The sequence below is a fragment of the Alteromonas sp. 4NH20-0104 genome, assembly GCF_057547795.1.
Window position 1 is genome coordinate 94,163 of the sequence record NZ_BAAJLP010000012.1, and the last position, 15,046, is coordinate 109,208.

At 50.1% G+C, this 15,046-nt stretch carries 11 protein-coding genes; 6 read left to right on the plus strand and 5 right to left on the minus strand.

Features of this window, described 5'->3' with window-relative positions; translation table 11 throughout:
* Nucleotide 1 precedes the first annotated feature (1 nt).
* Nucleotides 2-1,357, minus strand: coding sequence for a DUF1552 domain-containing protein (locus tag AC27IB_RS10650; RefSeq protein WP_487120806.1), 1,356 nt, complete (start codon nucleotides 1,355-1,357; stop codon nucleotides 2-4).
* A complete protein-coding gene (locus AC27IB_RS10655; RefSeq protein WP_487120808.1) occupies nucleotides 1,326-3,806 on the minus strand; it encodes a DUF1592 domain-containing protein in 2,481 nt (826 codons plus the stop codon). Before AC27IB_RS10655 ends, AC27IB_RS10650 begins: the two co-directional genes overlap by 32 nt.
* 274 nt (nucleotides 3,807-4,080) lie before the next feature.
* Between AC27IB_RS10655 and AC27IB_RS10660 the strand changes: the two genes are divergently transcribed.
* The 4 genes from AC27IB_RS10660 to AC27IB_RS10675 all read left to right on the plus strand — a co-directional run bounded on the left by AC27IB_RS10660 (nucleotide 4,081) and on the right by AC27IB_RS10675 (nucleotide 9,049).
* Entirely contained in the window at nucleotides 4,081-4,902 is an 822-nt protein-coding gene (locus AC27IB_RS10660; RefSeq protein ID WP_487120810.1) for an acyl-CoA thioesterase, read from the plus strand.
* A gap of 132 nt (nucleotides 4,903-5,034) precedes the next feature.
* Complete coding sequence (locus tag AC27IB_RS10665) at nucleotides 5,035-5,688, plus strand: ABC transporter ATP-binding protein (protein ID WP_296051004.1); 654 nt, start codon at nucleotides 5,035-5,037, stop codon at nucleotides 5,686-5,688.
* Nucleotides 5,689-5,699: 11 nt separating this feature from the next.
* Nucleotides 5,700-7,985, plus strand: coding sequence for an FtsX-like permease family protein (locus AC27IB_RS10670; protein WP_487120812.1), 2,286 nt, complete (start codon nucleotides 5,700-5,702; stop codon nucleotides 7,983-7,985).
* The gene (locus tag AC27IB_RS10675) at nucleotides 7,982-9,049 is read left to right on the plus strand and encodes a lipocalin-like domain-containing protein (RefSeq protein WP_487120814.1); all 1,068 of its coding nucleotides are present in this window, start codon (nucleotides 7,982-7,984) and stop codon (nucleotides 9,047-9,049) included. The genes AC27IB_RS10670 and AC27IB_RS10675 overlap by 4 nt, the downstream gene beginning before the upstream one ends.
* Here the strand turns inward: AC27IB_RS10675 and AC27IB_RS10680 are convergent.
* From AC27IB_RS10680 to AC27IB_RS10690, 3 genes are all read right to left on the minus strand, one after another.
* Nucleotides 9,036-9,983 (minus strand): septation protein IspZ, encoded by a 948-nt coding sequence (locus AC27IB_RS10680; RefSeq protein ID WP_296051012.1) that lies wholly within the window; start codon nucleotides 9,981-9,983, stop codon nucleotides 9,036-9,038. The two genes, AC27IB_RS10675 and AC27IB_RS10680, sit on opposite strands and share 14 nt — an antisense overlap.
* A gap of 124 nt (nucleotides 9,984-10,107) precedes the next feature.
* A complete protein-coding gene (locus AC27IB_RS10685; protein WP_296051014.1) occupies nucleotides 10,108-10,572 on the minus strand; it encodes an energy transducer TonB in 465 nt (154 codons plus the stop codon).
* A 63-nt stretch (nucleotides 10,573-10,635) separates the two neighbouring features.
* A complete protein-coding gene (locus AC27IB_RS10690) occupies nucleotides 10,636-11,919 on the minus strand; it encodes a nitrate- and nitrite sensing domain-containing protein (RefSeq protein ID WP_487120817.1) in 1,284 nt (427 codons plus the stop codon).
* A gap of 478 nt (nucleotides 11,920-12,397) precedes the next feature.
* Here AC27IB_RS10690 and AC27IB_RS10695 point away from each other — a divergent pair, with 478 nt between their 5' ends.
* Nucleotides 12,398-13,261 (plus strand): formate/nitrite transporter family protein, encoded by an 864-nt coding sequence (locus AC27IB_RS10695; RefSeq protein ID WP_296051020.1) that lies wholly within the window; start codon nucleotides 12,398-12,400, stop codon nucleotides 13,259-13,261.
* Nucleotides 13,262-13,267: 6 nt separating this feature from the next.
* Complete coding sequence (locus tag AC27IB_RS10700) at nucleotides 13,268-14,986, plus strand: bifunctional protein-serine/threonine kinase/phosphatase (RefSeq protein ID WP_487120819.1); 1,719 nt, start codon at nucleotides 13,268-13,270, stop codon at nucleotides 14,984-14,986.
* Nucleotides 14,987-15,046 lie beyond the last annotated feature (60 nt).

The window sequence follows — 15,046 nt, forward strand, 5'->3', positions numbered from 1 at the left end:
CTCAGGCAGTCAAACCGGCGAGCGGGCCGGTGCTGTCGCCAAAGCTTTCCACAGGTACGTTCATTTGCTGCAATACCGAGAGCAGTAAATTGCACATGGGCGTGTGTTTATTGGCGGCAATATGGCGGTTTCCTTCCAGACCGCCACCGGCGAGTATGATGGGCAAATCCATATGATCGTGTTCATTCGACTCACCTATACAAGCGCCGCGCACCACAAAGGTATTGTCGAGCAGATTGGATTCACCGTCCGGGATACTGGCCATTTTCTCCAGGTAATCGGCAAACAGCTGCATGTGATAGGCATTGATTTTTACCAGCTTATCGATTTTTTCCGGAATATTCGCATGGTGGCTTAGCGCATGATGGCCATCTGGAATACCCAGATTGTTATAGGCGTGATTACTCAGTTCCCGGCCGAGCATAAAGGTACTGACCCGGGTCATATCCGTTTGCAGTGCGAGCATTTGCAGGTCGAGCATGATCTTCACGTGTTCTTCGTAATCCACAGGAATATTCGCTGGCACGGTGAAGCCTTCAAGATCCATTTCTATCGCCGTTTCCCGGGCTTTGGCAATGCGTCGTTCCACATCGCGGACGGATTCCAGATACTGTGCCATTTTATGCCGATCGTTAACGCCTAAACGTTTATTAACCCGCTTAGCTTCATCGTTAATAAAGTCGAGAATACTGCTCTTATGGGCTAGTCGCATCTGACGGGTTTGCTCGTCGATTTGATTGCCGTCGCCAAACAGGTGCTCAAATACATCGCTGGGAGCAACCATTGCTGGCAACGCCTGCGTGGGGCTCTTCCAGGAAATGGTGTTGGTGTAGGTACAACTGTAATTAATATCACAACTGCCCATTAAACTGGGCGGCTCGATGCCCAGTTCAAGGGAGGCGAGCTGGGTGTCTTTGGCGAAGTAACTGGCGGCTACCTGATCGGCAGAAATGCCGCACTGAATATCAGCCCCTTCGGTGGCTTTGGCATGTGCGCCGGTTAAAAATGCCGGGCAGCTACGGCCATGTCCGGCCGGCGGCGCACCGAACGCACTGGCCTGGTAATGGGCCAGGCCTGAAATCACTGTAAACTTATCGCGTACTTTTTCGAGGGGTTTTAAGATGGGTGTCATGGCATAATTTTTACCGGCGGTTGCAGGCGTGTAACGTTGCATTCTTACCCCGTTGGGGGAGTAAAATACTGTCATACGCTTGGGCCGCTGCTCCAGCGATTTTGCCATGGCTGCAGGCACCAATGATTCCATCACCGGCAACGCCATGCTAACGCCCAGGCCTTTTAAAAAGGTACGACGGGATAACGCTGGGTTACGGCGCTTTAGCGAATTGTTGTGGTTCATTAGCTGCCTCTGGTGCTTTTTTAAAGTTAAATGGCGTACTGGTGACTACCGCTTCAATAATGCTGTGAATGCGGTAATCTTCCTCACTGGCTTGCCTGGCGATGGTGCGGATAACAGGCTGATCGTAAGCTTCTAAACCGCGACCGAGGGCATAGGTGAGCAGGCGGTCGATAAATGCCTGGGTAAAGCGCTCCCGTCTGTCCCACAGTACATCGTGAAGACCGTTCAGGCCCTCAAACTGGGTGCCATCGGGCATCGTAGCAGTAACATCGATTGGCTGGTCGGCATAGCGGGTACGAAAAGCGCCTACGGCATCATATTGCTCAAGTGCCAGACCGAGCGGATCCATGCGCACATGACAGGCCGCGCAAACCGGGTCGGCCCGGTGCCGCTTTAACTGTTCCCTGGCTGTCAGTGCCATACCGTCGTGCTCGGCCACCAAAGCCGGCACATCCGGCGGTGGCGGCGGGGGGCTGGCCGCTAACAGGTTGTCGAGGATCCACTTACCACGTTTTACCGGCGACGTATGGTTAGGATTGGAGGTGAGGGTTAAAATACTCGCCTGACCGAGTAATCCGCCGCGATGGGATTGGTCACTTAAGGAGACTTTGCGAAAAGCGTAGCCTTTAACGCCATCGATACCATAGTGCTTTGCCAATGGTTCGTTGAGGTAACTGTAATCGGCATTTAAAAAGTCAAAAATGGGCAGGTCGTCTTTGAGAATACGGGTAAAGAACAGTTCCGTTTCACGCTCAATAGAATGCCTGAGGGGAATAGTGAATTCCGGGAATTCAAACACATCCGGAAAATGGTAGGGCAGATTGCGTAAATACAGCCATTGTCCGGCAAAGTTATCGGTAAGCGCGTTGGCTTTGTCGGCTGCGAGCATGCGTTTGATTTGCTGCGTAAGCACCTGCGGCTCTCTTAACTTACCCGCGCTGGCCAGTGCGGTAAGTTCCTTATCCGGCAGGCTGCTCCATAAAAACAACGCTAGCCGGGCAGCGAATTCTGTATCACTAATGCGGTAAACGCTGCCAGGCTCAACCTCGGCAGGCGGAATTTCCTGCAGGTATAAAAAGTTTGGCGACACCAGCAGTGCCTGTATGGCCGTAGCGATACTGGCGCGAAAACTGATATCCATCCGGGCTCGCTCAAAAATTGCCAGTAAGGGCTGTATATCCTCGTTGCTAACCGGGCGGCGGTACGCCTCTGCGGTTAATGAACTTATAATCTGCCGGGCACAATCAAGTTCTGCTGTTGCGGTTGATTGTTGCCCCGGCAGACAGCTGAATATTTTGCGGGTGCTGGCCGTTTGCGAGGCAACACTGCTGCCGGGGGTTAACGGCCCAATCACTTCAATTTCCAGCACATCACGTAAGAATGCAGCCTGAGAGAAACGCGCAGACATGTGGTAAGAAGGGACGTTGGTTGAATGTAGACGTGCACCATCAACAATAAAATCCAGCGTCATTTCAACCGGGGGGCGCTCGGGGATCACCACGTAGTCTGTGCCCTTTCGGATGGTTGGCACATGTTCATTGAGGGCCAGGTTTTTACGAAAAGTCATACCGATTTGATGTCGGCCTGCAGTAAGCGTGAGCGTATGGCTATAGCGATGAATATCAAGGCGGTCGACTTCGTTATTGGTATTGGCATTCAAAAAACCAGCGATTTCATAATCACCACTGACCGGTGCATAAAATTCAAAACTGCCACCGCCTCTGGAGTCCAGTGGCAGTGCATCGCTCATGCGCAAATCAAAAGAGGGCACACCACTGTTTTTCACCGGGCCGTCTTTAGGCACGATGTAGCTCTCTTTACCGGCGGCTTCGCCGGCGGTGCCGGTGGCCAGTTTGCTGAGCTTGCCGGCAACAAACAGATAACGCTCCAGGAGGGTGGTAGAGACGCCTAGCACATCGGCGTTGTTATCGAAGCCGTACCCCGAATCGTCTCCCGGGAGTGAATCGCTGATATCCACATCCAGCGCCAGTAAATGGCGTACTGACCTGGCGTATTCATTACGGTTGAGCCGTCTTATGGTGGCTCTGCCGGGGTTAGGATGAGCCTCGCTATAGTCATCCAGCGAACCTTCAAGCCAGTTCAGAAAGGCCGTTTTCTCGTCTGCGCTTAACTGTTTTTTATCGGCCGGTGGCATATCGCCCATGGAGACAGACTTTAAGATACCTTCCCATAGTTTTTGGTTTTTGCCTTTGGTCAGGTCGCTTACATGTATATCGGCTACCGACCAGTTACCGGCAAATTCGTAATCGTTGTGGCAGGTTTCGCAACGGTCGTCGATGATGTCGGCCGCCAGATCGCGGGTAAACCATTGTTCTTCCGCCTGGGATGCGGAATAAGGGCTTATCCCAAAGGCAAATAACCAGCATGAAAGAAAAAGGCTGGAACGTTTCAGCGGATAGCTCAATTTTGGGGAGATATAAAGGACCATTTGCACTCTCTTTGCGCAACTGTAGCTCTAACAGCACGTCTCACGAATAAGTCAGAGAATGAAGCACTTTATGTGCCAAATGTCTTTTTAATCATAAGCTTACCAGGAATAGATGTTATCAGTTTGTGTCTGTTTCGATAGCCAGATGGCAAGGTTAATTGAGCATTATAGCTAACTGACTGATACTTCAGTTAAAAGGAAAAGATACTTCTAAAGTATTAGTGTTACTAAGCTATTAACATTCTAATAATCAAAAAAAGGAACTGGTTGTCTGATGCATCACATTGATCAATTGTTTACGAGCTTATCGGCCGTTACACCAATAAGCGACAACCAATGGCGGGTAACTCACCCCGGTTTGCCCGATGACTGGGGGCAGGGGCGTACGGCTTTTGGTGGTATCAGTGCGGCGATGATGCATTATGCGCTGAGTCTGATTGTAGCGCCGGATCGCGCCTTACGTACCTTTCACTCTAACTTTGTTGGTCCGGTGGTATTTGATGAACCCTTTGAAGTGGTCATAGAGCAATTACGCTCCGGCCGCAATATGTCGCAATACCTGGTAAGGCTGAATCAGGCAGGCAAAGTCAGCGTTTGTGTGCAGGCCTGTTATGGTGTTGAGTTAACCTCGAAATTGCATATCAACAAGCTGACTTCGCATCAATTTGAACTACCCGATAAGGCAATGTTAATGGGAACTGACGCCGCTAAACTGCCGAGGTTTTTCCATCACTACGATCTGGCTATGCTTCAGGGGCAACGCCCCTTCACCGGCAGTTCACACTGTCATTATTACGGCTGGATGCGCAACCGCGCGCCGGTAGAGTTATTTGGCCATACCCACCTGATCGCGCTGATTGATGCATGGCCGCCAGCGCTGGTGCAGCAACTGGAAGCTCCGGCACCGATGAGTACGGTAAGCTGGGATCTGGAGTTTGTGAACCCGCTTATTCCCGTTGCCGGTAACCCCTGGTTTGCGTATGAGGTGGATACCCGGTTTGCCGCTAATGGTTATGCCCATACTGAGGCGAAAATTTGGGATGAACATGAACGGTTGGTGGCGCTGAGCCGACAAGCCGTTTTGGTGTTTGACTAAAAGCTTTTTGCTAAGACATTGATGTTGCCTATCTGGTGAACTTGTAATTAATCTTAATTTGATTAATTTACGTTAAACTAGAGGTATACAGCGCCTCGTAAGGTGCGGTCGATTAAGGAACAAAATCGAATAATGATCGCAGTATCTGACCTTATAAAACACTACCCTGACTCAGCCACCCCCATTATCGACCAGCTTTCGCTGAATGTTATTGCCGGGCAATCGGTGAGTATTCAGGGCGCATCCGGCTGTGGTAAATCCACTTTGCTGGCGTTACTGGCGGGCTTTGAACAAAGCTCTGGCGGCACCATTGTGATTGCCGGACATGCGTTAGAGAGTTTGTCGCAGGAAGCTGCCGATGCGTTTCGAATGCACCACCTTGGCGTTATCTTTCAGCAGTTTAATCTGCTGGACTGCTTTAACGTTTGGGACAACGTGGCCTTTACCGCTCGCTTAAAAGGTAACTACAATGCCTCCCGTCAGCAGTCCTTGTTAGAAAATCTTGGGCTGGCGGAGCGGCACAAAGCGCCGGTCAGTATGCTCTCTGGTGGCGAGCAGCAACGGGTTGCCATTGCCCGCGCACTTAATCATCAGCCTGATGTGGTGCTTGCCGATGAACCCACGGGCAACCTCGATGAACAAACCAGCGATGTGGTGAGCCAGTTGCTGTTTAATTATTGTCAGGAGCAGGGTGCTGCGTTGGTGGTAGTTACCCACAGCCCGGACGTTGCCAGGCGCGCTCAAACTCAGTATCGGCTCCATCAGGGCCGGTTAGCCTTAGTATAATGTCGCGGGCCATGCGAGTTCTTATTCTGGCACTGCGTACCCAACTAGCCACCTACCGGGCGCGGTTTTGGGAGCCATTGCTAATTATTGTGGCGATCTTTATTGCCAGCGCAGGTCTCACTGCCGTCACACTTATCAATGCCGGCGCGTCTTCTCAGTTAAAGCAGTTTACCCTGGGTGATGTACCGGTTAATTTTCACATAATTCCGCGCAATGAAAATAAACCTCTCAGGCGCTCTGATTATGCCGAGCTTCGGCGACAGGGTGTTAACGCTTTAGTGGCTTACACTCAAACCGGTGATCGGCTAGCGGTTGATACGGTTACGCTGTTTAACCTGTTGCCAATGGCTAATCGCGCAGCATCACAGCAAAACAGCTTTGCACAACAAGCAGCGCTCAATGGTATTGAGGATATTAATCAGTTTTATCAAGGTGATGTCACTTTACAAACCCATCAGCTAGGCGGCCTGCTGGTGATGGGGGCATTGTCGACTGAGCAGTATGCGTTGCTGGAAGAATCACTCCCTGCACACCTTCAATTAGCCCCCTTTGTGCTGACTTCATCCGCCAACAACCTGAGTGACAGTTTCAGCCTCAATCTGTGGGCCATGGGCGCACTGATGGTTTTGGTGAGCATTTTTATTGTGTTTAATGCCTTTAACCTGCTGTTAGCCGCGCGTACGCCGGTGTTGGTTAAACTGCGCCAACTCGGGGTTGGTCAGGCATTACTGCTACGTGTTTTACAACTGGAAATGTTGATCCTGGCCCTTGTTGGCGCGGTTGGTGGGGTAATTGCCGGAGCATCGCTGGTTAGCGCAATCACGCCGTTGCTGAGTAATATTTATCGATTTCTACTGGACGGGCAGTTTAGCGGTGGACAGTTTTCCACGCCGCGCCTGATGTTGCTGGCCGTGGTGTTTTGTGCAATCGCAGTGATGGTAATGGGGCTGTTGATCAGGCAACGTCTGGCTCACAGTCTGGCCCGGCGCAGTTATCTGGTAGCGGCATTTAAGCGGCGTTTCAAACCGGTTTATAACGTCTGGTTGTTACTGAGCTTAGCGATAGTGGCGCTGGGTGCGTGGCTGGTAGCCAGTCAGCGCGAGGCGCTTTTGTATATTGGCCTGGTTCTGATTGCCGGTTGCACCACGGTGGTGTTGCTGATGCCCCAGTTAATGAGCCTGGTTGCACGGCGGGTAAGTACAACAAAGCCGCTGCTGCACTGGAGTATGCATAATGCGGTGAGTCTGTCGCAGCGAACCAGACTGGCGGCCTGTGCATTTTTTATCGCGTTGGCGGCCAATATCGGCATGAATGTGATGGTCGACAGTTTTCGCCAGGCTACGGAGCAATGGTTGGAGCAACGCCTGTTTGCACCGTTTTATATCTACACGGATTTTGACGGGGATTTGTCGGCCGAGGAGGGCACGCCGGTGCCACTGCTAGCCCGCTATGGCAAAGACGTTCGCGTTAATGGGCAAACCCTCGAGCTACGCAGCTTTCCCGATGGCGCCGAATATCAGCAGTATTTAATGCTTGATAATCAATTGCCCTCTGCCTGGTCTGCCTTTCATGCACAGCGTGGGGTGTTCATTAATCAACAACTGGCGTATCGGCAGGGGCTTAACACCGGTGACGTTGTGAGCCTGCCTTTAAATACCGGTTTGCAGGCCTTTGAAATAGTGGGCGTGTATCCGGATTACGGTAATCCAAAAGCGCAAGTGTTGCTGCCAGAGGCGTTGCTTTGCCGTGACTATGCGCTTATTTCAGCTTATGCGGCTTTTGCATCGCCTGCAGAGCAGGCGGCGCTTGAAAGCTGGCTCAAAGCGCGCAATGAGTCAGCACGGCTGATCCCCCGTGAAACGCTGATTGAGCAGTCGATGAGGTTGTTCTCCCGCACATTTTTAACCACTGATACGTTAAATCTGATCACAATGCTGGTGGCCGCGCTGTCGTTTTTTGTATCGATTACGCTGCTGGTGATGGATATTAAACCGCAACTGTTGCTGCTGCGCAGCGTTGGCGTCAGTCCGTTTCGTATCAAGTTGTCGTTGTTCTCGCAATATTGTTTTATTGCGGTGAGTTGTGCGCTTCTGGCACTGCCATTTGCGCTGTTACTGGCCTGGTTGCTGGTGAATAAGGTGAATCGTTTTGCCTTTCACTGGACCTATCCGCTGATCCTCGACCCGATGATTATTATGCAAAGTCTGCTAATCGGACTGGGGCTGTTACTGCTACTTATGGCATTGCCGCTTGGCAGGTTACAGGCCAGGTTTTATTCGCAGCAGGAGGCAGTATGAACAGACAGTGGTGGGGGGGATTGCTGCTGGTGAGCCTTTTCCCGGGCGCCGTTTTAGCTCAGCAAAACAACCGAACTTCATTATTTGGTGGTTTTAAAGCGAATAACCAGGCAACAGTCAGTAGTGAGCAACCGGTGAGCTTACCCGCCGATCACGGCCCGCATAACGGCTATCAGATTGAGTGGTGGTACCTTACGCTGCTGTTGGAGAATGACGCCGGCGAGCCGTTTAATTATCAGTTTACGTTGTTCAAATTTGCCCGACCTGAAATGGCGTCAAATTGGGGCGAGGGCGCGGTGTGGATGGGACATTCGTCGCTTCACACCCACACCAGCCATTACTTTGATGAAAAGTTTGCCCAGCAGGGAACCGGCATCGCCGGGTTTTCTACTGAACCGGTGAATTTTTTCATTGATAACTGGCAATGGCAAAGTGAGCAGGACGCGACACTATTTCCTGCTCGCCTGAATGCCACTTCAGGCCCGGCCGGGATCACGCTGGCACTCACCGCTGACAAACCGTTCATTAAGCATGGACAACAAGGCGTGAGCTTTAAAACCGGCGATGGAGACTATCGTTCCTATTACTACAGCCAGCCGTTTATTAACGCCAGCGGCCAGATTAAGGTTGAGGGCGAGCCCCATCAGGTTAGCGGTATAGGCTGGTACGATCACGAATGGACGTCGCAATTGGTTGATGAAGACGCCCTCGGCTGGGATTGGTTTTCGCTGCACTTTGATGATGGCCGTAAACTGATGGCTTTTACCATGTATGTGGATGGCGGCGAGGCTTATACCACCGGTACATTAATCAGCGCACATGGCGAGTCGCTAACACTGGGGCCAGATGAGCTGCAAATATCACCACTCAAAACGAGTCTGGTGGCAGGGCGGGATATCCCGGTAGAATGGCAAATTACTATTCCTGCACAGCAAATCGAAATCTCCACTAAAGCGTTTAAAACAGACCAGTGGAATGACAGCCGCTTTCCTTATTACGAGGGAGCGGTATCGTTTGGCGGCAGTCATGCCGGTAAGGGCTATATGGAGCTTACCGGTTACTGATTTCGGACGCTTCTTTTTGACTTGTTTTCGATATCAACATAAAAAACAAAACAAGGTATAAGGGCATATCGATAAACGTGGTGTAGGTTAACCACTGATCTTCGCTAAGCAGTATCGCCACAGCGTAATTAATGCCTGCCATCATTAATCCGATAGCACTCAGCCCGATCACGAAAGGCTGATATTTAATAGGCGCGTTCAGATAGCGTTCAAACCGGGGGCCAAAGTACTTCCCTTTACGGAATACGCCATCGGTTAGCAATACCAGAGCGCCCAGCACACCCATTATTGTGCCTTTTAGCTGCACTAAAAACTCACTGTCGAAAGTGAGCGATAACAATGCGGATATCAACAGCATAACCGTACCAAAAACAGCAAAGCCGCCAAGTAAATCCACTTTTACAAAGCGCTGTACTACCACCAGTGCTAAGCCTAGAGCGATGCTGGTAAATGCCGCCAAGGTTAAGTCGCCGGTTGTTTTGGATACAATAAAAAATGCCGCCCCTAAGCCGATATCGGCGAAGATGGAGTGTTTGTTCTTTCGCCACTGGTCACTTTGTTTCTGGCGTTCCTGTTTAAGCGTTTCGGTATCTTGTGCGTATGCGCCGGCGAGTTTTTTTAGTTTTTTATCGGCAAAGTAAATGTCGTTATCCGGGTGACTGGCGTAGATGCGCTCGTCGCTCTGGTAAACCTCAATGCCAACGGTCAGCCAGTTGATGTAACCCACCGACACTTTTAGCGTATTGCCTGCGTCATCAGAGTGGACAGTATGGGTAAGTACTTTTAGCTCGTCGATAAAGTTACCGGTTAATTCATCAATCAGATGTCCGTTTTTATACAGCCGTGATGTATAGGTGGTAAACGAAAACGAATAGCGGATTTCATAGCTGTCGTTGTCATAGGTGAAGGGACGTCGATAGGTCCATAATCGCATCAGAGGATCCTTAAAAATCTGAGTGTTCTTAACGCTGTGGATTTGTGTTTGAAATAGTCAGACAGGCACCGGCAATATGCTGAAGGGCTACTGTGACCAGTGCCTGTTATTGCTTTTAATGCATTCAGAAAGAGGGAACAGTAATATCGCAGTGCTTTTCTGCCGCCGCTTTATTTTGTGTGCCTTGTATCATGAAATCAAATTTGACGTCTGTTGGAGCCGGTGCTCTTTCGGCGTTTGCTGCTGTAGGTTGCCAGCGCCATTGGCTGATAGCCTCAATCGCCTGCTTGTTAAACACACCGGCCGGAAATGAATCGATAATTTCTGGTTCTGTTGCCTTTCCTTCGCTGTTCACTACAAACATCACTTTTACACAACCAGACAAGCCTTTTCGCGCGGCATCCATAGAGTAACCGGGATCCACGCGTTTTTGAACTTTCCATAGGGCGTTAAACTCGGTGTCGGTTGATAACGCGAGATCTGCAGAGTTGCTGTCGTTAATTGAGTTATCTTGTGAATCTTCGGTCAGTTGGTTGCTTGCACAGCCGGCAAGCAGGGTTATCAGACTGATAAAAAGGTATTTCTTCATGGCTACATCCTATAGCTATAGTATTTTGCGGTAAAGTTATAACAAAATTTTACAGAAGCGTCATTACCCCACGCGGCTCACCACCCGCTGCGCTAAATCAGACAAACGCATATTTTGTTCCATAGCGGAGCTTTGCAATTTGCGGTAAGCCTGTTGTTCAGACAGGCCACCTTGTTGCATTAATAAGAGCTTGGCCCGGTCTATCACTTTTTGCTCATTAAGTGCCTGTCTGGCGGCGCTGAGCTCATCGGCCATATCCTCGATACGCTGAGCCTGACCACGAATAAGATCGTAGAATGATTTATGCGCCGACAGGGCAGAGCCCTCGGGCAGTTTTTTCGCCTCTCTTCCGGCGCCCTTAAGACCCTTTACCGTATTGTCGTAGAGCATGGTAATTGGCGTATCAGTAAGCGGTGGTGAATTGTTCAGGGAAGCGATTAGCATCTCATGATTACGCAGCTCTTCTTCGGCCTGTTGAATGCGCAGGGTCGCCTGGTCGGTCAGACGATCAGTCAGATGCTCTTCAATGGACTGCATGGCGTCGATACGCTGCGTAGCGATGTCGTACCAGATTTCACTGAGCTCAGCTGAGCATTCCCCGCCAGACGCCAGTGAATGAATCATTCCGCGTAAGCGGGTTATTTGCGAAGCCGTGTCGCTATTTTGTTGTAACTGCCACATTTGCATTTCTTCTTCATCGGCGAAGTTCGCGAAGGTTTCAAAGCAGTGCTGCTGAGAGTCGGTAAGCGCATTGACTCTATCTCCCAGGTCGCTGTCGAAGTGACTTTCAGCAAAACCAATAGCACCCCAGGCGCGCTCCTGCCCGGCGTATTCTTTACCCTGCATAAAGTTAAACAGGGCTACCAGCAGGCGTGTCATGGTTGGATCGCTGGCTACATCGGCCGCTTCAAAAACAACGTCGAGTAAACCGGTAATTAGGCGGCAATAGGCGTTGGTGGATTCCAGCGGTGTAAGCTGCTGAGCGGCAATTTTATTACGTAAATCGGGTAAGTGATCCATGCCCTGCAGAGCAAAGGTGATACTGCTGAGTAAACGCATGGACTGGCCGTTATCGTGCTGGCCAAGGTAAAGCGACTTAAGCAGGCTGCGTAAATCCTGCTCGCAGACTTCACTTGCGGTGATCTGCTGCTGGCGCTGCTCACCAAACCGGTCGCCCTTTGAACCTAAGAACACATTGCTTAAACCACGTTCGCGCTGGAGCTGATGGATCATGTCCTTTACGGCTTTTACCGTGCGGCAGTTTGAAGATAAATGCTGTAATGCCTGAATTTCCTGATGCTTCGCTGACAATAAAAATCGCTTGGTAATGTCACTTTGTTTGCTCATCAGGCGCTCCGTAACGTGGGCTGGTTAGTAAACTTCAGAAGCAAGCAATTCTTATTCCCATGTAATAATCTGGTCATAAAGAAGGCAGTTTGAGTTTTAATTAGGCAGTAATAGCGGGATTTGCCCAAAATGCGCGCAATAATTACCGCAGCAAAGGAGGTTGCACCGGTAATGATGCACTTTATTGGTGAAATTGCGCTATCGTGGCGCGCCGTATTTATGGATAAGTGTTTCTAAAAATTGCAGGTTTATTTTAAGTTATTGATAAATATGTTTAATTTATTTTTATTTAAATTGGCATCGAAATTGTATTCGTAGAAATAGCAAACCGTAATGGTTTTACAATTGGAAAAGAATTCGGATAAAGGCGTCCGCAACTTACTTCTTTGAAGTGAGTGCGGACGCCTTTTTTTGTGCCTGACAATTGTAATGAAGTGTTTGTGGGTGTGTTTCTGTTCAATATATTTAGGTGATTAATATGGCGTATTTACTACCTTCTGAGTTTGCAACCAAAATGGTTGATGCGGGAGAATCCAAGATTTTCATGTCTACCCGCGACACGTTAATTCGTGCATTTATGGCGGGTGCTATCCTGGCATTAGCGGCAGTGTTTGCGATTACCATCGCTGTTAAAACCGGCGTATTTCTGATTGGGGCCATCCTGTTCCCGGTTGGTTTCTGTATGCTTTACCTGATGGGCTTTGACCTGTTAACCGGTGTGTTTGTGTTGGCACCACTGGCCTGGCTGGCGAAACGGCCCGGTGTTACCTGGCCGCAGATCCTGCGTAACTGGGGGCTGGTGTTCGTGGGTAACTTTGCCGGCGCGCTCACTGTTGCCTTTATGATGTCTTTTATCTTTACCATGGGCTATAACACTGACGGTGGCGCTATCGCGACGAAGGTAGCGGGCATTGGTGAAGCACGGACGCTGGGTTATGCCGAGTTCGGTACGGCAGGTTGGTTTACCATTTTTATTCGCGGTATGCTGTGTAACTGGATGGTGTCGCTGGGTGTGGTAGGCGCAATGATTTCTACTCACGTTAGCGGTAAAGTACTAGCGATGTGGATGCCTATCATGCTGTTCTTCTTTATGGGTTTTGAACACTCAGTGGTTAACATGTTCCTGTTCCCATTTGGCCTGATCATGGGTGGTGAGTTTTCAGTGATGGATTACTTTATCTGGAACGAGATCCCAACAGCATTAGGTAACCTGGTAGGTGGTTTAGCGTTCACCGGCCTGACACTTTACTCAACGCACGTTAAAACTGCCCCTAAGCGTGTACTGGCTACCGGTGGTACTAATAAAGCCGTCCCAGCAGCGAAGGTCAACGATAAAGTCTAAGTTTATATGCCTGAAGTACGCTGGGGAGCATTCTCCGGCAAAGGAATAAAAAACATTAATCAGGACTGTCATGCTGTGACAGTGCCTGATTTTTCGCGTTTGCAGCATCGTGGTGTGATAGCCGCTGTTGCAGATGGCATAAGCAGTAGTCAGGTGAGTCAATACGCCAGCGAACTGGCAATTAATGAGTTTGTTCGCGATTACCTGATGACTGCCGATGTCTGGTCTCCGGCGCGCGCCGCTGAGCTGGTCCTGCGAACAGTCAACACCCGCTTGTATATCAAGTCACAGCTTAGCCCTTATCGGGAGAACCCGGATAAGGGCTACGTGTGTACTTTTAGTGCCGTGCTTCTGCAGGGTGATAAAGCCATCTTGCTGCACTGCGGTGACAGCCGTATTTATCATGTGCGTCAGCATCAGGCCCAACTGTGTACCGAAGATCATCGTCAGCAAGGTGAGGGCGGCCATCATTACCTCAGCAACGCACTGGGTATTAAACCCGATTTAAAAGTCGATATTAGTGTCAGGGATATGTTGCCCGGCGATACCTTTGTGGTGATGACCGACGGCATCGCCGAAACGCTTAGCGTCGAAGACTGGTTAGCCGTTTTGCAACAAGATGACACCGACTTAAATAAGGGCTGTGAACAGGTTGCTAATATGGCCCTGGATTTCGGTTGTAATGATAACCTGACCATAGCCGCGGTTAACGTTACTTCTATTCATCAGTCGGTGCCGGTGAGTTATGAGTCATCCGGTTACCTGCCATTTGTACAGAGCCCGCTGAGCGTCGGGAGCTTCATTGACGACTGGCGTGTGGAAAAGCAGCTCAGCAATACCGAGCGCAGTAGCGTATACCTTGCCCGTCATAACCACTCAAATGAGCAAGTGGTGCTTAAAGTGCCTGCCGTGTCGATGCAGGATAACAGCGGCTTTCTGGATGAAATGATCAAAGAGGAGTGGGTGGCTAAGCGGGTGAGTCACCCGCAATTACTTTCTGGCGTCAGTGAGACGTTTTCCCGTAGCTGCTTTTACGTTGTGCTGACATACTGCCCGGGCATTAGTCTGCGGCAGTGGCGTGATGATAATGGCACCCCTGATTTAATGTTACTCAGAGACTGGGCTACGCAATTATCCGGCGCTTTAACTGCGCTGCACCGGCAGGGTATATTGCATCAGGATATTCGTCCGGAAAACGTGCTGGTAGGCGAAAACAATAGTCTCACATTGATTGATTTTGGCGCGGCAAGCATTTCCGGACACAACTTTTTAATGGCTACGGAGCAACTGTTTATTCCCGGTGACTTGCTGTTTGCTGCGCCAGAGTATTTCGTTGGCCTGTGGCCTGATGAGCGCGCCGAGCAGTTCTCTTTAGCGGTATTACTGTATTACCTGTTGTCGGGGGAGTATCCCTATGATGCCGGTGTGGCCAAAAAGACCAGTTATGCAGGGTTGCTCAAACTGCGCTACATCAGCTTAAATCAGCGCAATGTATCGTTGCCCGCGTGGCTGGATGCCACCATAAAACGTGCCTGTCATCCTCAGGCTGGCAAACGCTACGAAAGTTTGTCGGAATTTGTTTATGACCTGCATCATCCTAATCCGGCGTACGGGCGCACGCTACCCTTAATGGAACGTCATCCGGTTCGGGTATGGCAGGGTATCTCTGGCATTCTGGCTATTACGGTCATTGTATTGCTGGTGCTGTTGTTCGACGCACCCTAAAGTAGACAGTGCGATGCACCAATAATAGGATTTTGCTTCGTTTTGGTGCGTGTCAGTATG

What these genes read in the sequence shown, in the direction of transcription:
- AC27IB_RS10650 (WP_487120806.1), bottom strand. Translation starts at nt 1,357, where the DNA reads ATGAACCACAACAATTCGCTAAAGCGCCGTAACCCAGCGTTATCCCGT.
- AC27IB_RS10655 (WP_487120808.1), bottom strand. Translation starts at nt 3,806, where the DNA reads ATGGTCCTTTATATCTCCCCAAAATTGAGCTATCCGCTGAAACGTTCC.
- AC27IB_RS10660 (WP_487120810.1), top strand. Translation starts at nt 4,081, where the DNA reads ATGCATCACATTGATCAATTGTTTACGAGCTTATCGGCCGTTACACCA.
- AC27IB_RS10665 (WP_296051004.1), top strand. Translation starts at nt 5,035, where the DNA reads ATGATCGCAGTATCTGACCTTATAAAACACTACCCTGACTCAGCCACC.
- AC27IB_RS10670 (WP_487120812.1), top strand. Translation starts at nt 5,700, where the DNA reads ATGCGAGTTCTTATTCTGGCACTGCGTACCCAACTAGCCACCTACCGG.
- AC27IB_RS10675 (WP_487120814.1), top strand. Translation starts at nt 7,982, where the DNA reads ATGAACAGACAGTGGTGGGGGGGATTGCTGCTGGTGAGCCTTTTCCCG.
- AC27IB_RS10680 (WP_296051012.1), bottom strand. Translation starts at nt 9,983, where the DNA reads ATGCGATTATGGACCTATCGACGTCCCTTCACCTATGACAACGACAGC.
- AC27IB_RS10685 (WP_296051014.1), bottom strand. Translation starts at nt 10,572, where the DNA reads ATGAAGAAATACCTTTTTATCAGTCTGATAACCCTGCTTGCCGGCTGT.
- AC27IB_RS10690 (WP_487120817.1), bottom strand. Translation starts at nt 11,919, where the DNA reads ATGAGCAAACAAAGTGACATTACCAAGCGATTTTTATTGTCAGCGAAG.
- AC27IB_RS10695 (WP_296051020.1), top strand. Translation starts at nt 12,398, where the DNA reads ATGGCGTATTTACTACCTTCTGAGTTTGCAACCAAAATGGTTGATGCG.
- AC27IB_RS10700 (WP_487120819.1), top strand. Translation starts at nt 13,268, where the DNA reads ATGCCTGAAGTACGCTGGGGAGCATTCTCCGGCAAAGGAATAAAAAAC.